The following is an 18,278-nucleotide window of genomic DNA, read 5'->3' as shown; positions in this document are numbered from 1 at the left end:
GCACGACGGGTCGCTAGGCTTCCGGCGCCTCGCCGTGCCGGGATCCCTCCGTCGTGATCGACAAGCTGGACTTCCTGCTCGCGCTCGCCCGCGAGCAGCATTTTGGCCATGCCGCCGAGGCCTGCGGGGTGACCCAGCAGACCCTGTCGGCGGGCGTGAAGCAGCTCGAGAACCGCTTCGGCGTGCAGCTCGTGCTGCGCGGCTCCCGCTTCCAGGGCTTCACCCCCGAGGGGGAACGGGTGCTGGAATGGGCGCGGCGGATCGTGGCCGACGCGCGGGCGATGCACGAGGAGGTCACGGGGCTGCGCCGGGGGCTGACCGGCCATCTGCGCATCGCCGCGATCCCGACCGCCCTGCCGATGGTCGTGGCACTGACGACCCCGTACCGCGAGCGCCACCCGGACGTGCGGCTCTCCGTCGAGTCCGCGACCTCGGCCGATATCTTCTCGCTGATCGAGAATCTGGAGGCGGATGCCGGGCTCACCTACCTCGACAACGAGCCGCTGGGACGCGTGGTGTCGGTCCCGCTGTACCGGGAGCGCTACCGCCTCGTGACCGCCATCGGCGGGCCGTTCGACGGGCGGGCGAGCGTTAGCTGGGCCGAGACCAGCAGCCTGCCGCTCTGCCTGCTCACGCCGAACATGCAGAACCGGCGGATCATCGACCAGCAGATCCGCGAGGCCGGCGCGGACCCCGCCGCGACCCTCGAGTCGAACTCGATGATCGTGCTGCTGACCCACGTGCGCACCCTGCGCTGGGCCTCGATCATGCCGGAGATCCTGGTGGACGCCCTGGGTCCCATGGACGGCGTTCGCGCCATCCCGATCACCGCGCCGGATCTGGAACACACGATCGGCCTCGTCGCCCCCCGACGGGAACCGTCCACCCCGATCGTGACCGCCCTCGTGGCCGCCGCCCGCTCGCTCGCGCGGACCCTGGATCCGGCCCTGTCCGGACCCGGGCCGGCGTGATTGCCCGGTGCCGGTCCTGACGCCGGTTCAGGGGCGGATGAAATCGGGCTCCGGCGGGGACGGCATGTTCTGCCGGCAGGACCAGACGAGGCCGCCCGCCACGACCTCGGTGAGGATGCCGACGCCCGGCACATCGGCTAGGAAGGTGCCCATGGCGCGACTGGCGGCCTCGATCGCCGCGTTGACGGTCGGAGCCTCAATCATCTGGGAGGCGATGTCGACGCTCCCCTGAGCACGACGCCTCGCTATGCGCAACCGATATTGCATTCGGATCTGCAATTCAATCTAAAATCTCAGCACATCGTGGCACTAGTCTTTATAAAAATCATAACTCCTGCAAAAATGCAATATCTTCAGCATTTTACCCAGGGGAACAGGGTCAATTTGCTACTTTTAGCTACATCAAAAGATAAATTGCAACTCTGCGTGGCTTGATCGGGGCGGCGAATTGATAGTTCATGCACCGTGAATCGGCCGCTGTGGGGAAGTTTGAGCGATGTATCCAGTCTCGAGCGCGTCACATGCCCAGAAACCAGCTGTACTCATCGTGGAAGATGAAATCATCGAGCGGATGGCGGCTGTCGACGTGCTGGAAGTTGCTGGTTACGAGGCCGTCGACGTTTGCACCGCCGCGGATGCCGTATGCGCCTTGGAAAATAGAGACAATATTCGAGTTGTCATCACAGATATCGATCTGCGCAGTGGACTTGATGGCATCGTTCTGGCGGCGTGCATCGACCGGCGCTGGCCGAACGTCGGCATCATCATGACGTCCGGCAAGGTCGAGCCGGTGCCCGGCGACGTGCCGAGCCGGGCCCGATTCCTGCGCAAGCCCTACGCCCGGGCGCGGATGCTGGACGCCGTGCGGGGGATTATCGAGCAGCACGCCGTGTGACTGCGCCGGCCGCGGCTTTGCTCTGCCCAGGCTTGCCCCCGTCAGCCCGGTCCGGTGCGCAGGGCTCCGGGTTCGCGCGCGATCGCCAGCGACGCGACGACGAGCGCCATGAAGAACAGGACGTACTGATTGACCGAGAGCTCCTCGAACATCAGCGACGGGATGAGGAACAGCGCGGTGTAGGTCAGCAGCGGACCGGCGGCGCCGGGCGCCAGGAGGATCCGCACCAGCCCGGCGACGAGCAGCAGGAGCGTCGCGAGTCCGCTCTGGAGCGCGAGGGAGACGAACCCGTTGTGCGGCGTCACCAGGCCGGTGAGCGCCTGGAGTCCGGAGCGGCGGGCGACCTCGCCGACGCCGAACGGATACGCGACGACGAGCTGGAGGGCGGAGATTCCTGACAGGAACCGCTCGTCGACGTTGCTGGAGACGTTGGTGTCCTCCGCGAAACGTCGCTCGATCGCCTGCGACAGGGTCCCCGGCAGGGGGATCTCCCCCGTCACCGACCAGGCGACCAGCAGGGCACCCAGGATGCCGAGCGCGGTCAGGATGGCGGGTGCCTTCAGGTTCCGCCGCATCAGCACGGCGAGGAACAGGAGCGGCATGATCAGGCCGGCCCGGTTGTTGGTCAGCGGGAAGCTGGTCAGGAGGGCCGCGAAGTAGACGAGGTAGACCGCCTTCGTGCGGTAGCGCAGGCTCAGCAGAAGCGCCGCGGCCCCGGCCAGCGCGAAGACGTGGCCCGTCTCGTTCCCGGAGATCCAGAGGCCGCCCAGCTTGTCCTGGAAGAAGAGCTTCAGGTCCTCGTCGAGGCCGTCGGTCGGGACCGCGAGGCCGAAGCGCTCCAGGGAGGCGCCCGTCGAGGTGAGCAGCAGGACCGCCAGGGAGCCGAGGAGTCCCGCGAGCAGGCCGGCACAGAACGCGCTCTCGATGCGCGCGTCGCGGAAGAGCACGAGCAGGATGAAGGCCTGGACGACGTAGAGCAGCAGCACGAGCGTCAGGTAGACGTCGCCCGCGAGGATGTGCGCCTTCAGCACCAGGGAGGCCGCGATCACGACGACGATCCCGGAGAGCGGCGCCACGCTGCGCATGGCTTCCGCGAGGACCGCGCGCCGCAGGCCGAGCCACGGGATGAGCAGAAAGGGCAGGAGGTCGGACAGGCGCTGAAACGGCAATCCGAAGCTGGACGTCAGCACGTTGAACTGCAGGGCGGCCCCGAGCAGGAACACCGCCGCGCCGTCGACGGCGACGGAGGCTGTCGGCGCCCGCTCCTCGATCGCCACCGCCTGTCCCGTCATGGCCCCGATCCATTCGAACACGCGCGCATCCCGTCGTCAGTCTCACCGGCAAAGGTTGGCGGAGGGTGCCGATCAGGCGGCACGGCGCAGGAATAAGCCCAGCGCCGTCCGGACCGTGTCGCGCATGTAGGTCTGGGCGAGCCCGGCATAGGCCAGGATGCCGATCCCGACGGACGCGAACAGGCCGAGCCGGTCCCCGAGGGCATCCTGGATCGGCCCCTGCACGAGCAGGACGAGGCCGGCCATCACGATCGCGCAGGCCGTCACCGGCGTGAGCACGCGGAAGACGGACCGGTTGCCCACCGGCACAAGGCGCCCGACCCTGTCCACGATGAAGGGCGTGAACAGGTAGGCCCGCACCACGTGCCCGGCGGCCAGGGCTGCGAGCCCCAGGGGCGCGGTCACGACGGCCGCCGCCGCGCCGAGGGCGAACTGCGCCCCCGCGAGCCGGAGGGCCATTCCGGTCTGCCCGAGCGCCGTGAAGATCATCCACAGCATCGAGGTCGCGACGAATTCCGGTGCCAGGAGCGCCAGGATCCGCAGGACCGGCGCCGCGTCGTGCCACTGGTCGCCGAACAGGAACGGGACCAGCGTCGGCGCAACGGCCGCCATGCCGAAGAAGGCCGGCACCGCCAGGAAGGCCGAGGCCGCGGTGAAGCCGTGGAAGGTCGCGGCGAGGTCGGCGGGCCGATCCTGCAGGCGGGCATAGGTGGTCAGGCCGACCGTCGTGAGGGGGATGACCGCCACTTGGCTGACGAGGTCGATGCAGCGCCACGCGAGGCGGAGGTATCCGACGTCGGCGGCCGACAGGAAGTAGGCGGCGATCACCTCCTGGCTGCGGATCGCCGCGACGAGCAGCAGGTAGGTGCAGAACACCCGGGAGCCGAAGGCGATCTGCGCCCGCGCGGCCGCGAGGTCGAGGCGGCGGGCCGGCACCCAGCGGGACGCCGCCCAGGTCAGCAGGGTGGTCGCCGTGGCCGCGACGAGGCGCTGCACGACGAGGCTCCAGACGCCGTAGCCCGACACTGCCAGCGCCAGGGCGGCCGCCCCGCCGAGGATGTTGGAGCCGAGCGCCCGCAGGGCGAGCTTGCGGAAGCCGAAGCTGCGCTGCAGGCGCGCCTCGTGGATCGCCCCGGCGGCGGTGATCACGAAGCAGGCCGAGAGCGCGCACAGGACGGGGCGCAACTCCGGCAGGTCGAACATCGCGGCGATCGGCCCTGCCACGGCCACCAGCGCCGCCGCACACAGGGCACCCGTGCCGAGCATCACCCAGAAGGCGGTTGCGGCGAAATCCTCGTCGAGGTCGGCGCGCTGCACCACCGCGTCCGGGAGGCCGCAGCGCGCCACGATCTGCAGGATGTCGATGAAGACGGCGGCGATCGCCACCATCCCGAACTCCGCGGGCCCGATCAGCCGGGCCAGCACGAGGAAGACACCGAAGCTCAGGACGACGTTGCCCACGGAGGCGAGTGCGACCCACCGCGCCGCGTCGAAGGAGCGGCCGGTCACCTCCGCGCCGGAGACGAGGCCCGGCGCGCGCTCGGCGGCCTCCGCGGCCGCCGCCGCCTCGGTCAGGACTGGTGCGCCCACGCTCACGGGCGGGCCGCCCGGTGCTCGGCAACGAGTTCGGCGTAGAGGTCGAGATACTTCTCGGCGACGCGCTCCGAGGTCGATTCGCGGATGACGTGCTGGAAGCTGCGCTCGTCCGGGAGACCGCGGCGGCCCCGGGCGATCACGGACCCCAAGCGCGCGGCGAGGTCGGCATCGTCGCCCGGCGTGAACAGCCAGTCGGCGTTGTCCGCGCCGATCAGCTCGGGGATGCCGCCCGAGGCCGCGCCGATCACCGGCACGCCCATCGTGTAGGCCTCGTAGATCGTCCGCGGCGAGGGCTCGGCCCAGAACGAGGGGACCACGAGCACGTCGATCTCGCTGAGGAAGTCGGCGGGCTTGGCCCAGCCGACGAACTCCACCGGCAGGCCCGCGGCCTGCGCCTTGAAGCGCTCGATCGAGTCGTCCATCGCGTGGCCGGCCACGAGGCAGCGCCAGTCGCCGGGGCCGATCCGCTTGAAGGCGTCGACCAGCGTGCCGACCCCCTTCTCGGTGTTGATCCGGCCGAGATAGCCGAACGTCATGGGCTTGCCCGTCCGGTCGATCCGGCGGCGGGCCTCGGGGTCACCCTCGGGGACCGTACAGGAGTAGAAGATCACCCGGCGGCGCTCCGGCGCGAGATGCGTGAACAGGCCGTGATTGACGTGGGTCTTCAGGATCTCGGTGCCGACGCTGACGACGGCGTCCACCGACCGGTTGGTGATCTGCTTGCCCGCATTCACCACCTTGCAGCCGAGGTGCCACCGCTCGCAGGGCTTGCCGTTCTTGAACATGGCGGCGTTGCCGCAGATCAGATCGTACTCACAGACCGTGTGGACGATCGGGATCCCGCGCTTGGCCGCCTCGCGCCAGACCAGGGTCGAGACGTCGAGGAGCGAGTGGGTGTTGACGATGTCGGGGCGGAAATCGTCGAGGACGCGGCCGAACTCGGCCGCGATGGCGAAGTTCCACTGCTGCTTGAGCTTCGCCCAGGCCCGCTCGACGCGGGTCGCCTTGGGCCAGTCCTCCAGCCAGAAATCGTTGTGGTGCGCCATCCGGTAGACCGTGACGCCGCCGCGCACGCTCTTGGGCTCGGGCTCCCGGGCGATGCAGGCCGCCGCCACCGTGTGACCCGCCGCGACCAGTTCCTCGGCGAGGTGTTCCACCGAGCGCTCGGCACCGCCCACGATGTAGGGCGGGTAGAGGGCGCTGAGATGCAGGATCCGCAGGGGCGTCGTCGAGGCCCGCAGGGCCGTCCCATCAAACCGTGTGTCGCGCCCCGTGACGGTCGGCGCGCCCGGCAGAAGCCGCGCGTAGGCCTGGGGAAGGGAGGAGGCGGTCATGGGCGGCACTCGCTGAGGTGCTGGCGCGCAGCATGCGCGGGCGCTGGGTCGGAGCTGGCCGCGCTGCGGGCCGCGGCATAGAGGTCGAGGTAGGCGGTCGCGACGGCCGTCGGGTCGGTCCCGGCGCGGACCGCCGCGGCGCGGCCGAGCCCATCGGCGAGCCGGCCGGGCTCGGCGACGACGCGCGCCATCGCCGCCGCGAGGGCGGGGGCATCGCCGGGCGGCACCAGCCAGGGGCCGTATCCGATCTGCTCGCCGATGCCGCCGGTGGCGGTCCCGATCACCGGTACGCCTCGGCTGTAGGCTTCCGCCACAGTCCGGCCGAAGGCTTCGGGCCAGATCGGCGGGACGACGAGGCAGTCGATGGTGTCCAGGAAGGCGTCGCGCTCCGCATAGCCCACGAAGGACACGGGCAATCCCTCGGCCCGGGCGCGGTACCGGTCGATCCCGTCCGCGGCGCGGCCCGCCACGGCGAGCCACCAGCCCTGGGGCGGCAGCCGCCGACAGGCGTCGAGCAGCACGTCGGTGCCCTTCGCCGGCTCGATGCGCCCGAGATAGCCGAACGTCACCGGCGAACCGGACGCGCGCGGGCGGCGGATCGCCGGGGCGCCCGGCGGGATCGGGTTCCAGATCACCCGCCGCAACGCCGCCGGAACCGCGTCGAAGAAGCCGGCCGCGACGTGCCGCTCCAGGATGTCGGTGCCCACGGCCGCGACGGCCGCGACCGACCGCTGGCAGCGGCGGTGCGGCTCCGCGTAGATCCGGCACTTGAGGTGCTGGCCGTCGCAGGCCTGACCGTGGCGCGCCATCGCGCCGTTGGTGCAGAGGCTGGTGAAGTCGTGCAGCGTGTGAACTGCCGGCACGCCGAGCCGCCGGAGCATCGGCCAGATGGCCGGGGACAGCTCCGAGATCGAGTGCGTGTTCACCACGTCAGGCGCGAAATCCCGCACCGCCGCCGCCATCTGGACGAGGGTGTGACGGTTCCACTGGGCCGCCAGCTTGTAGCGGAGGCGGTCGAGGCGCCCGCGCTCCGGCCAGTCGAGGATGTGGAACGGCGTCCCGTAGCCGGTCCGATAGACCGTGACGCCGTCCTGCAGGGTCGGTGCCTCGACCTGCCGGGCCGTGCAGGCGACCGCGACGGCGTGGCCCGAGCCGGCCTGGCTGCGCGCCAGGGTCTCGACCATCAGCTCGGCGCCGCCGACCTGCTCGGGCGGGTAGAGCGAACTAAGGTGCAGGATGCGCATGCGGCACCTCCCGGGCGGGGTGTTCGCGCGCGGCGTCCCGGAGCGCGTCGAGCAGCAGGGTCTCGTAGCGGCGCGCGGTCTCGGCCCAATCGTACCGGCGGGCGTTCTCGTAGCCGCGGGCGATCAGCGAGGCCCGCAGCCCGGGCTCGTCGATGAGGCGGCTGAGGCACGCGGTGAGGGACGCGGCGTCGGCGGGATCGAAGGTCAGAGCGCCAGCGCCGGCGATCTCGGGGGTGGCCGACCGGTCCGAGCAGAGCACCGGACAGCCGAGCGTCTGCGCCTCCAGAACCGGCAGGCAGAACCCCTCCGCGAAGGACGGCACGCACAGGCACAGGGCGCGCCGGTAGAGCTCCGCGAGCTGGCCCTCGCCGATCCGCGACAGCCGGGTCAGCCGGACCGGCGCGTCGCCGAGGGCGGCGGCGATCGCCTCGTCCGGGTCTTCGCCCACGTGGACGACCCCGATCCCGGGGCGCGCGAGCGCCGCGACGGCCCGTGCGAGGGTCGCGAAGTTCTTGTTGTAGAGGGCGTTGCCCACGGCCAGCACGAACGGTCCTTCCGGGACCGCGAAGGTCGGGTCGGTCGCGGCGGGATCGAGCATCGCGGCGGAGGGGACCGTCCGGGTCCGGTCTCGCAGGAACGGATAGTGGCGCCCGAGGTCGGCCCGCGTCGTCTCGGAGACCGCGATGACCCGGGCGCTGTTTCCGAGGACGAGCCGGAAGATCGGGTCCGTGGTCCGGGCTTCCCGGGAGCGCGTTCGCTCGGGCATCGTCCGGAAGTAGAGATCATGGACGACGCTCACCCGCGCGCGCCCGCCGAAGGCGGCGCCGTAGGGATCGGCGTTCAGCACCACGTCGATGTTCAGGGAGCGGCACAGCCGCGGCACGGTCACGGCCTGGCGCAGGACGTCGAGCAGCATGATGCGCGGGCGCGCCACGGTGACGACCTCGATCCGGTCGCGGATCGCTGCGGGAAGCTGCGCGCGGGTCCAGGGCGAGCGCAGCACGACCGAGACGGAGCCGCGCTCGACCAGTCCGGCGATCACCCGGAAGGCGACGAGCGCGACGCCTGACGGCCGCCCGGCATGCTGGGTCGGCATGTTCACGAGGACGCGCGGCATGGCGGCTCCGACAGCTCCGTACATGGCAGGGGATCGCCGGCCGCTCACGCGCGGGCGGCGACCCGGAGGATGAGGTCGGCGAGGGCGCGCTGCATTTCCGCCGCCCCGTAGCGGGCGATCGCCCGCTCCCGGGCGCGGCGCGTGCGCGCGACGAACGCGTCCGGCGCGTCGAAGAGTTCGGCGAGGGCGGCGGCGAGGCGGTCGGGTCGCCGCGGCGGCACGAGGGTGCCAACCGCGCCGCCGTCGAGGATCTCCGCGGAGGCCCCCGCATCGGTGGCGATGACCGGCACGCCGGCCAGCATCGCCTCGACGAGGGTCCGGCCGAAGGGTTCGGGGTCGACCGAAGGGTGCACGACCGCGTCGACCGCCTGCATCAGCGCGGGCACGTCCCCGCGCTGCCCGAGGAACAGCACCCGGTCGGAGAGACCCCGCGCCGCCGCGCGGTCGCGCAGGTGCGCGGCGTAGGCGTCCTCGCCGAACAGCGGCGCGCCGACCACGATGCACCGGACGCCGGGGAGCTCGGCCAGCGCCTCGAGCACCACGTCCTGCCCCTTCCAGGGCGCGAGTCGGCTGAACACACCGATCAGGGGACCCGCGGGCAGGCCGAGTTCGGCCCGCAACGCCGCGGCGGGGCGGGGGTCGCGGTCAAGGTCGAGGCCGTTCGGCACGACGGTCACCAGGGACGGCCGCCCGCCGGCGCGCAGGAAGGCGTCCGCCGCGGCCTGCGAGGGCACGACCACCCGGGCCGCGCAGAGGTTCGCGAGGCGCGCCTGGACGAGGCGCTGGGCGCGGCCGAAATGCGCGCCGTCGAGGATGTCGTGCAGGTGCCAGATGAGCGGACGGCCGACCAGCCGGGCCGGCAGCGAAGCGAGCAGGAAGGCCTTCTGCGAATTGGCGTAGACCACGTCGCAGGCGCGCGCCGCGCGGGCCACCTCCAGCGCGAGGCCTCCGAGGCGACCGAGCATCGGAAGGGCGCGCAGGGGCGAGGCGTCGCGGCGCAGTCCCGTCAGCGCGGCGCCGCTCCGGGCGAGGCGAACCTTCAGCCCCAGGTCCCGCAGGGCGCCCGCGAAGGCTCCGTCCTCGAACAGGAGCGCCGTCGAACCCGCCCAGGGGCGCACGGCGTCGCGCAGGACGAGCTCCGCACCCGACATCGTACCGGTGTGGCTCACGAACAGGACGCGAGGGTGCGTGCCATGGCCGGGGCTGGCGACGCGGGCGCCGTCCAGGGGCCCGCGATCGGCGAGGGTCTCGACGGGCAGGACGCCGCTCATCGCGCCGCCTCGGCGTAGCGCGGCTCGGGGAGCGCCATCGCGTCGTAGGTCGTCTGGCGTCCCGGCCGGACCATCGTCATCGCGATGCCGAGGACGGCGCCGCCCGCCCGGCGGAGATTCGCCACGGTCTCGATCGTGTCGGAGAGCTGCGACTGGCCGTAGCGGGCGCAGCAGAGGACGCCGTCCACGTGCCGGGCCAGCAGCGAGGCATCCATCAGCAGGCTCGTCGGCGGGGTGTCGAGGAGGACGAGATCGTAGCGGCGGCTCCACGCGAGGAAATCGACCATGCGCGAACTCATCAGGAGCTCCGTCGAGTCCGGCGTGGGCGTCCCGGCCGGGATCACGTCGAAGCGTCCGGCCGAGACCACCGCCTCGGCCGGGCTGATCTCGCCGCGCAGCACCCCGCCGAGGCCCGGGCCCCGCCCGAGGCCGAGCGACGACTCGAAGTTCGGCCGGCGGAGGTCGCACTCGATCAGCAGCACCCGGCGCCCGTTCGCGGCGCTGACCCCGGCCATCGCGAAGGCGGTGAAGGACTTGCCTTCGCGGGGCTTCGACGAGGTCACCAGGATGACCCGCGAGGCACCGCCGCCGGCCAGGACCAAGTGGGCGTGCAGGTTCCGCAGCACGTTCTGCATCGTCGGGTCCACGCGCGCCCGTTCCAGGGCGTCGGGCAGGTCGAGCTCCCGGTGCCGGTCGGAGAGGCGTCCGACGAGGCCGGGCGCCTCCAGGCACGGCAGCTGGGCGAAGACCGGGGCGCCGGTGCCGGCCATGAGCTGCGCGGAGGTGCGGACCCGGCGGTCGGTCACGTCGCGCAGCAGCGCCGCCGCTGCCGCCAGCACGCCCGCCAGGACAAGGCCGCCCGCCAGGAGCGGCACGGCCTTGGGTGAGAACGGCTCCTGCGGCAGCTCGGCGAGGCTGACCAGGCGGGTGCTGCCGGTGAGGATGCGCCGCTCCGTCTCCAGCTCGCCCGTCCGCTTCACGAGGTCGGCGTAGCGCGTGCGCTTGATCTCCGCGTTGCGCACCATGCCCTCGATCGAGGCCTCGTCGTCCATGGCGGCGGCGGCCTCGGTCTTGGCCGCGTCGAGCTGCGCGCGCAGCGACCGGGCGAGGGTGCTCGACGCCTCGAAGGTCTTGCGCAGCCCCTGCGCGACGTTGCCGATTTCCTGCTCGATGCGCGCCCGCAGGCTCGCCCGCTCGGTCGTCAGAGCGCGGATCGCCGGGTGGTTGGCGCCCAGCAGGGTGCTCTGGTTGGCGAGCTGCGCGCTGACGCCGCTGAGCTGCTGCTTCAGCGACACGATGGTCGGGCTCGCCAGGACCGCGGGGGCGCTCTCGGCGCCGCTGGGGCCCCGGCTCTCGATCTCGCCGAGACGGGCGGCGGCGTCGGCCTTGGCGGCCTCGGCGCTGGCGAGCTGATGGCTGATGTTGGTCAGGCGCTCGGCGCTGATCGGTGCGCTGGCGCCCTTCAGCAGCCCCTTGCGGCGGCGGAACGTCTGGATCCGGGTCTCGTCCGCACGGATCGACTCGTCGAGCTGCCCGATCTCGGTGTGCAGCCAGTCGGCGGCGGCCTTGCGGCTGGAGGCCTGCGCTTCGCGCTGATCCTCGAGGAAGGCGTTGATGAGGCCGTTGGCCATCGTCTGCGCCGTCTCGGGCAGCGGCGACTTGTACCCGATGGTGATGATGCGGGACCGGCCGGAGCTGGTGACGGCGTAGCGCTTCTGCAGGTACTCGACGAGGGCATTGTTATCGGTCGTGAGCTTCAGGCACGCCGCGTCCTTCTTCTCCGAGATCGTTCCGGGCCGCCCGCCGCTGGCGGCGTAGCGGCATTCGGCCAGGACGGAGGCGGCGAGGCCGCCCTCGATCGCGATCCGCAGCAGCCGGGGGGAACGGATCACCAGGATCTGGCTCTCGATGTCGGCCGGATCGCCGATCTTCTGGATCCAGGCCATCGAGGCGTTGTTGGCGCCGGGTTCGGCCTCCGCCACGATGACCGAGCCGCTCGCCACGTATTGCGGGGGGATCATCACCAGGGCGGTGACCGCCAGTCCGAAGATCGTCGCGAACACCGCGGCGAACAGGGCGCGGCGGCGCCAGATCCGGGCGAGGGGCGCCGCCAGGGGGCCCCCGCGCTCCTTCTCCTGCGAGGCGGGGCGGACTGGCGACCGGTCGGCCAGATCGACGGTCAGGAGCGAGGAGGACATCGGTCTCAACCCACGGCTTCGAGGCGGGGCAGGATGCGCGGCCGGGTCTCACAGGCCGCCCGATGCAGGGCGAGCTGCTCCTCCACGAAGCGGGAAAACCGGATCCGGAACAGGTCGGCCGAGAACATCTCGGCCTGCGCGCGGCACGCCTCGCGGGTGAAGCGGTCCTCCTGCTCGATGAATCCCCGCACGCAGGCCGCGACGGCCTCGGGATCGGGGGTGTCGAAGAACATCCCGGTGCGCTGCGGTCCGCGGACCTGGACCGTCTCCCGCACGCCGCCGCGGCCGAGCGCGAGGACGGGCGTGCCCTCCGCGGAGGCCTCGAGCACGATGATGCCGAAATCCTCCTCCGCGGCGAAGATGAAGGCGCGGGCGGTGGCCATGAGGTGGCGCAAGCCCTCGTCGGAGACGAAGCCCGCGAACGATACGTTCGGTCCCGCGATCGCGCGCAGGTGCGCGGCGTCCGGGCCTGAGCCGGCCACGACGAGCTGGAGGTCGGGCAGCCGCGCGAAGGCGCGCACGACCGCCTCGACGTTCTTGTAGGGGACGAGCCGACTCGCGACGAGGAAGTGGTTGCCGCGCGGTCCGTCGAAGCGCTGGCTGGACAGCGTGATGGGCGGATGGATCACCTCGGCGGTGCGGCCGTAGACCTTCTTGATGCGCCGCGCCACGAACGCGGAATTGGCCACGATGGCGTTCGGCCCGGCCGCCGTGCGGAAGTCCCACACGCGCATGTGATGCAGGATGAAGCGGGCGACGAGGCTCTTCGCGCCCGCCTCGCAGCCGCTCTCCCGCAGGTAGGTGTGCTGCATGTCCCAGGCGTAGCGCATGGGCGAGTGGACGTAGGAGATGTGGAGCTGGTCGGGCCCGGTCAGGACGCCCTTCGCCACCGCGTAGCTGCTGGAGATGATCAGGTCGTAGGCGGAGAGGTCGAACTGCTCGATCGCCAGCGGCATCAGCGGCAGGTAGTTCCGGTGCCGCGTGCGCGCGAAGGGCATGCGCTGGAGGAAGCTGGTCCGGGCGTGCGCGTAGCCGAGCCGGGCCCGATCCGCCTCCGGCAGGAAATCGAACAGCGCGTAGACGTCCGCGCCGGGATAGATCCGGAGCAGTTGCTCGAGGACACGCTCGGCACCCCCGACCACATACAACCAGTCGTGTACAATCGCGACGCGCATCGCAGCTTCCTCGCCGGTGCGCCGAACCCCTGAGCCAGAACGCCGTCCAGCGGGTCTCAACTTGGGATTTAGGCGGTGCCGGTCGCCAGTAGAGTTTCCAGCCCTAAAAAAGAAGTCAACACCTGGAATTCGAAGCCGAAATAAGATTGGTTTGGCAACAAAAGTGCGGAGGTAGGATTAATCGCCATATAATATTAATGTTAACGCCGGCGACGGGGTGGGTGATCGGTCTGTTCCTGGGCGATACACGGGCATGCCGGGCGATCGGTGGCCGCGCCTCGCGGCCTCGGCGGCCGGATGCGACCCGACCCCCGCCGAGGGGCGCGGCCGTGCGGCCGACCGGATCGGCCTTTCATTGCGTCACGGGGTCAAGGCCTCGCCCAGGGGCACGGACGCGGGCCGCTGGTCGAACCGGCGCCGAATGGCCGCGCTCAAGGGCGCCTCGACATGCCGGAACAGGCCTTCGCCGACCGCGGCCGAGGCCGCGAAGGCGATCACGAAGATCAGGGCGACGCGCGGGAGGCCCGGATCCAGGAGGACCGAGGCGATCTTCGCGGCGGTGTGCAAGAGCAGGTTGTGGACCAGATAGAAGGAATAGCTGGCGTTGCCCTGCGAGAGCAGCCAGCGTGCGCGCAGCATGACGCCGCCCCGCTCCAAGAGGAGCATGGCACCGACGATCAGGGTCGCGGCGGAGCCCCAGACCAGGGGTCGGGCGAAGCCCGTCAGTTCGGCGCCGGATCCGTAGGCGTCGCCCACCAGCTGACCGCTGAGAGCGACCAGGCCCGCGGTCGCGAAGGCCGCGCCCGCCACACGCCGCACCGGGAAGCCGGCCGGGAGCGCGTCGAGGCGCCGATAGGCGTAGCCGAGCCCGATCCCGGCCGCGAACTCGATCACGATGGGCTTCGTGTAGAAGGCCCAGTAGAGCCCCGGTAACGGCAGGAGCCCGAGCAGCGCCAGCCCGAGGAAGATCGCGGCTGCGGCCAGCGCTCGCCAGGCGAGATTTGGTATCCCCAGCAGACCGGCGAAGACTGCGTAGAAAAACATCTCGTAGTCGAGTGTCCATCCGACGGAGACCAGGGGCTCGATATATCCGCCACGCGAGAACGGCAGGAACAGGAGGGATTGCAACAAGTATTCGGGCCGGAATTCGGTGATGCCGATGGGCTTCAAGCCGGTCGCCGCGATGAGGGAAAGGCCCGCGGTGACGAGCCAGTAGACCGGCACGACCCGCGCCGCCCGCCGCAGCAGGAATCCCCTGGCATTCTCACGGCGCCCGGCGGTGCTCATGAACATGATGAAGCCGGACAGGACGAAGAAGATGTCGACGCCGGCCGCTCCGACCGCGAAGAGATCCGGCCGCGGCAGGATCGGCGCCGCGTAGGGGCCGAAATGGGTCAGGAAGACCAGGTACGCCGCCAGCGCGCGCAGGATCTGCAGGTTGTAAATCATGGCGCGCCGGCCGCTCGCGGGTGATCGCCCGCCCGATCCGGAGAAGGCGCGGCCACCATGCCGGATCCCCATCGGCCGAGTCACGGACTCTCGAGATTCTTCCTAAATGACCCGTCCTTATAAACTCCGGATACAGGGTAATTAGGCCACGACCGTCCCGAACTTCTCCACAAGTCCAGGCTGAGACAATCGAAAAGCCAAGCTAGAAAGTGCTTGGAAAGGCGACGCGATCAAAGTGGGCCGACCGACGCCGCTCAGGTCATCGGAGCCGGACTGCTTAACTCCGCCGCGGGCGCGGCAAACGCATTTACTATTAACGAATAGACACTTGACGGCAGGACTGTCTGCTCAATAGTGTGACGACAATTGAACGGAGGGGTTCCGCCTTGAATATCACGCAAGCTATCCGCGACATCCTCGGCTCGAACGAAGCATTCGCCGGCAAGGCCGATCAGCTTTCCGAGGACGACAGCCTGTTCGACATGGGCCTCGACTCGTTCGGCTCGGTGCAGCTGATGCTGGCGCTGGAGGAGCGCTTCAGCGTCGAGTTCCCCGATGCTCTGCTGAACCGCAAGTCCTTCGCGACGATCCGCGCGATCCGTGACGCCGTCTCCACGCTGGTCCGTCAGGAAGCCGCATGAGCACCCTGGCCGCGCGCGCAGAGCGGGCGGCGGCGGTGGCGGCGCGCCACGCCGACGCCGTCGACCGCGAGGGCCGCTTCCCCGAGGAGGCGGTCGCAGCCCTGAAGGCCGAGCGCCTCCTGGGCCTACAGATTCCGAGCCAGTTCGGCGGCGAGGGAGCCGGGCTCACGCAGATCGCGGAACTGTGCAGCACGCTCGGCCATGCCTGCAGCGCGGCCGCGATGGTCTTCGCGATGCACCACATCAAGGTGTCGAGCCTCGTCACCCACGCCCTCGACAGCGCGTGGCACTGCCGGCTGATGGAGCGGATCGCCCGCGAGCAGCTGCTCGTGGCCTCCTCGACCACCGAGGCCGGCATCGGCGGCGACCTGCGCAACAGCCTCTGCGCGGTGGAGACGACCGGCGAGGTCTTCGCGCTCGGCAAGGACGCGTCGGTGATCTCCTACGGGGCGCAGGCCGACCTGATCCTGGCCACGGCGAGGCGCAACCCGGACGCCGCGACCTCCGATCAGGTGCTCGTGGCGCTCCTGGCCGATCAGATCTCCCTGGCGCGCACCGGGGAGTGGGACACGCTCGGCATGCGGGGGACCTGCAGCGAGGGCTTCCGTCTGGAGGCCCGGGACGTGCCCGTCGAGCAGATCCTGCCCAAACCCTTCGCGGAGATCGCCGCGCAGTCGATGCTGGCCTCGTCGCACCTGCTCTGGAGCAGCGTCTGGTACGGGATCGCGAGCTACGCCGTCGATCGCGCCCGGGCCTTCGTGCAGGCCGAGGCGCGGCGGCGGCCCGGACAGGTCCCGCCGACGGCCCTGCGCCTGGCCGAGGTCTCCAACGCGCATCAGGCGATGCGCGGGACGATCGTGACCGCGCTCCGCCGGTTCGAGGATGCCCACGGGGACGCCGACACGATCGGCTCGCTCGGCTTCTGCGTGATGCTCAACAACCTGAAGGTCACCGTCTCCGACATGGCGGTGGACATCGTGCGGCGCGCGCTCTCGATCGTCGGGCTCGCCGGGTACAAGAACGACACGCCCTTCAGCCTCGGCCGACCGCTCCGCGATGTCCTGTCGGCGCCGCTGATGATCGGCAACGACCGCATCCTCGCCAACACCGCCAAGCTCCTGCTCGTGCAGAAGAGCAGCGGCCAGCTCATGAGCGCGTGATGGAATCCTTCTCCTCTCCCTCCGACGAAGCCCTGCTCGATGACGAGGCGGCGGGCGGTCCGACTTTCCTCGACCGCCTGTTCGACCACGGCCTGCTGATCCGCACCGGTGTCGATGGCCTGTACGGCCGCAGTGGCGCCTTCGAGAGCGTGGTCGATGCCCTCGACCGGCTGATCACCCGCCTCGGCGCGGCGGACGGTGCCGAGGTGATGCGCTTTCCGCCCGGCATGAGCCGGCCGGCCTTCGAGCGGAGCGGCTACCTCAAGGGCTTCCCGAACCTCGCCGGTACCGTCCACAGCTTCTGCGGCGACTCCGCGGGCCACGCCGAGATCCTCGCCTGCGTCGAGGCCGGGCGTGACTGGACGGGGCAGCAGGAGGCCAGCGACATCGTCCTGACGCCCGCCGCCTGCTACCCACTGTATCCCGTGGCCGCCGCCCGGGGCGCGCTGCCGGCCGAGGGGCGCCTGTTCGACCTGCAATCCTACTGCTTCCGGCGCGAGCCCTCGCTGGAGCCGACACGGATGCAGCTGTTCCGGATGCGCGAGTACGTCCGGATGGGCAGCCCCGAGCAGGTTCTGGCGTTCCGCGAATCGTGGCTCGAGCGCGGCACCGCCATGATGCGCGACCTCGGCCTGCCGCTGGCCATCGACGTGGCCAACGACCCGTTCTTCGGGCGGGCCGGCCGGATGCTCGCCAACAATCAGCGGGAGCAGGGGCTCAAGTTCGAGCTCAACGTGCCGGTCAACAGCGTCGAGAAGCCGACCGCCTGCCTCAGCTTCAACTACCACCAGGACCATTTCGGCAGCACCTGGGAGCTGCGCCAGGCCGATGGCGGCGTCGCCCACACGGCCTGCGTCGGCTTCGGGCTGGAGCGGATCACCCTGGCGCTCCTGCGCCATCACGGCCTCGACCTCGCCGCATGGCCCGCGGCGGTCCGCACCGCGCTGTGGGGCTGAGGCGGTGACCGCCGCGCTGCGCCTGCCCACGGGGCTCGGCCCAGCGGGACCCTACGTCCCGCACCGGCTCCACGGTACCGACCGGGACTGGCCGGAGACGAACTGCTACGTCGACCTCTGGATCGAGCTGCTGCACGGCCGCGGCCTCGTGCCGGAGGCGATGCTGGGCTTCACCCTGCGGCAGGATTTCGAGGGCGACCAGTTCACCTTCTTCAAGCCGCCGCCCGGGGACATCGAGCGGCTCTACGGCCTGGAGGTGCTGGAACTCGCCGTCTACAACGGCCTTGAGGCGCATGCGCTGATCCAGGCGCAGGCCGGCCGGCCGGTGCTGGTGGAGGTCGACGCGATTCACTTGCCCGATACGAGCGGGACGACCTACGGCCGCGACCACGCCAAGACCACCATCGGAATCCTGGCCCTCGATCCGGAGGCCGGGGAACTCGATTACCTCCACAATGCCGGCCGCTTCCGGCTGTCGGGAGGAGATTACGCCGGGATCTTCGGTCCGGCGGTGCTGCCGCCCTACGCCGAGTTCGTGAAGGCGGTCGCGCCGCCCATGAGCCTATCCGACCTGCCGGGCGCGGCTCGCGACCTGCTGTTGCGGCACCGCGCTCGGGCGCCCCGGCACAATCCGGTCCTCGCCTTCCGCGACGCGCTCGCCGCCACCGCCGAGGGCCTGGTCAGCCGGCCGCTCAGCGTGTTCCACGCCTACGCGTTCAACACGACCCGCCAGCTCGGTTCGAACTTCGAGATGCTGTCCAGTCACCTCGCGTGGCTCGAAGTCCAGGGCGTCGGCGCCTTCGCCCCAGCCGCTGAGGCCGCTGCCGACCTGAGCCGGGAGGCGAAGGCCTTCCAGTTCCAGCTCGCCCGCGCCTTCCACCGGCGCAGCGCCGCGGGGCTGGCCGCGCGACTCGATCCCCTCGCGGCGACCTACGAGCGCGTCTTCGCGTCCCTGGACCGGACGCTGGTCGCCTAGGTC

Annotated in this window: 16 protein-coding genes; 6 read left to right on the top strand and 10 right to left on the bottom strand. The window is 70.8% G+C overall.

Annotated elements, in window-relative coordinates; translation table 11 throughout:
* Positions 1-53: 53 nt before the first annotated feature.
* Positions 54-971 (top strand): LysR family transcriptional regulator, encoded by a 918-nt coding sequence (locus MFF58_RS12615; protein ID WP_238287791.1) that lies wholly within the window; start codon positions 54-56, stop codon positions 969-971.
* A 27-nt stretch (positions 972-998) separates the two neighbouring features.
* Here MFF58_RS12615 and MFF58_RS12610 read toward each other — a convergent pair whose 3' ends face one another.
* A complete protein-coding gene (locus MFF58_RS12610) occupies positions 999-1,175 on the bottom strand; it encodes a hypothetical protein (RefSeq protein WP_238287790.1) in 177 nt (58 codons plus the stop codon).
* Positions 1,176-1,467: 292 nt separating this feature from the next.
* Between MFF58_RS12610 and MFF58_RS12605 the strand changes: the two genes are divergently transcribed.
* Positions 1,468-1,866, top strand: a complete 399-nt coding sequence (locus MFF58_RS12605; RefSeq protein ID WP_238287788.1) for a response regulator — start codon at positions 1,468-1,470, stop codon at positions 1,864-1,866.
* Between the two features lie 41 nt (positions 1,867-1,907).
* Here the strand turns inward: MFF58_RS12605 and MFF58_RS12600 are convergent, their stop codons facing one another.
* From MFF58_RS12600 to MFF58_RS12560, 9 genes are all read right to left on the bottom strand, one after another.
* A complete protein-coding gene (locus tag MFF58_RS12600; protein WP_238287787.1) occupies positions 1,908-3,179 on the bottom strand; it encodes an O-antigen ligase family protein in 1,272 nt (423 codons plus the stop codon).
* A 51-nt stretch (positions 3,180-3,230) separates the two neighbouring features.
* A complete protein-coding gene (locus MFF58_RS12595) occupies positions 3,231-4,754 on the bottom strand; it encodes a lipopolysaccharide biosynthesis protein (RefSeq protein WP_238287786.1) in 1,524 nt (507 codons plus the stop codon).
* Positions 4,751-5,974, bottom strand: a complete 1,224-nt coding sequence (locus tag MFF58_RS12590) for a glycosyltransferase family 4 protein (protein ID WP_373323341.1) — start codon at positions 5,972-5,974, stop codon at positions 4,751-4,753. Before MFF58_RS12590 ends, MFF58_RS12595 begins: the two co-directional genes overlap by 4 nt.
* Positions 5,975-6,084: 110 nt before the next feature.
* On the bottom strand, positions 6,085-7,332 hold the full coding sequence (locus tag MFF58_RS12585) for a glycosyltransferase family 4 protein (protein WP_238287783.1): 1,248 nt from the start codon (positions 7,330-7,332) through the stop codon (positions 6,085-6,087).
* Complete coding sequence (locus MFF58_RS12580; protein ID WP_238287781.1) at positions 7,313-8,449, bottom strand: glycosyltransferase family 4 protein; 1,137 nt, start codon at positions 8,447-8,449, stop codon at positions 7,313-7,315. Before MFF58_RS12580 ends, MFF58_RS12585 begins: the two co-directional genes overlap by 20 nt.
* Positions 8,450-8,493: 44 nt before the next feature.
* Positions 8,494-9,720 (bottom strand): glycosyltransferase, encoded by a 1,227-nt coding sequence (locus MFF58_RS12575; RefSeq protein ID WP_238287780.1) that lies wholly within the window; start codon positions 9,718-9,720, stop codon positions 8,494-8,496.
* A complete protein-coding gene (locus MFF58_RS12570; protein ID WP_238287779.1) occupies positions 9,717-11,918 on the bottom strand; it encodes a GumC family protein in 2,202 nt (733 codons plus the stop codon). Before MFF58_RS12570 ends, MFF58_RS12575 begins: the two co-directional genes overlap by 4 nt.
* Positions 11,919-11,923: 5 nt before the next feature.
* Positions 11,924-13,093, bottom strand: a complete 1,170-nt coding sequence (locus MFF58_RS12565) for a glycosyltransferase (RefSeq protein ID WP_238287777.1) — start codon at positions 13,091-13,093, stop codon at positions 11,924-11,926.
* A gap of 360 nt (positions 13,094-13,453) precedes the next feature.
* Positions 13,454-14,542: an acyltransferase family protein gene (locus tag MFF58_RS12560; RefSeq protein ID WP_238287775.1), complete on the bottom strand. Its 1,089-nt coding sequence runs from the start codon at positions 14,540-14,542 to the stop codon at positions 13,454-13,456.
* 386 nt (positions 14,543-14,928) lie between these two features.
* On the opposite strand from MFF58_RS12560, the gene MFF58_RS12555 reads away from it, so the two are divergent.
* Genes MFF58_RS12555 through MFF58_RS12540 form a run of 4 tightly spaced genes read left to right on the top strand, consistent with a single transcriptional unit; the run spans position 14,929 to position 18,275 of the window.
* The gene (locus MFF58_RS12555; protein WP_238287774.1) at positions 14,929-15,183 is read left to right on the top strand and encodes an acyl carrier protein; all 255 of its coding nucleotides are present in this window, start codon (positions 14,929-14,931) and stop codon (positions 15,181-15,183) included.
* A complete protein-coding gene (locus MFF58_RS12550) occupies positions 15,180-16,343 on the top strand; it encodes an acyl-CoA dehydrogenase family protein (protein ID WP_238287773.1) in 1,164 nt (387 codons plus the stop codon). The genes MFF58_RS12555 and MFF58_RS12550 overlap by 4 nt, the downstream gene beginning before the upstream one ends.
* Positions 16,343-17,299, top strand: a complete 957-nt coding sequence (locus MFF58_RS12545; RefSeq protein ID WP_238287771.1) for an amino acid--[acyl-carrier-protein] ligase — start codon at positions 16,343-16,345, stop codon at positions 17,297-17,299. Before MFF58_RS12550 ends, MFF58_RS12545 begins: the two co-directional genes overlap by 1 nt.
* Positions 17,300-17,303: 4 nt before the next feature.
* Positions 17,304-18,275, top strand: a complete 972-nt coding sequence (locus MFF58_RS12540; protein ID WP_238287770.1) for a DUF1839 family protein — start codon at positions 17,304-17,306, stop codon at positions 18,273-18,275.
* The last annotated feature ends 3 nt before the right edge of the window (positions 18,276-18,278 follow it).

The organism is Methylobacterium longum (assembly GCF_022179385.1).
GTDB lineage: Bacteria > Pseudomonadota > Alphaproteobacteria > Rhizobiales > Beijerinckiaceae > Methylobacterium > Methylobacterium longum.
Note: the sequence above shows the minus strand (reverse complement) of the source record. Positions and strands in the feature narration are given on the sequence as shown.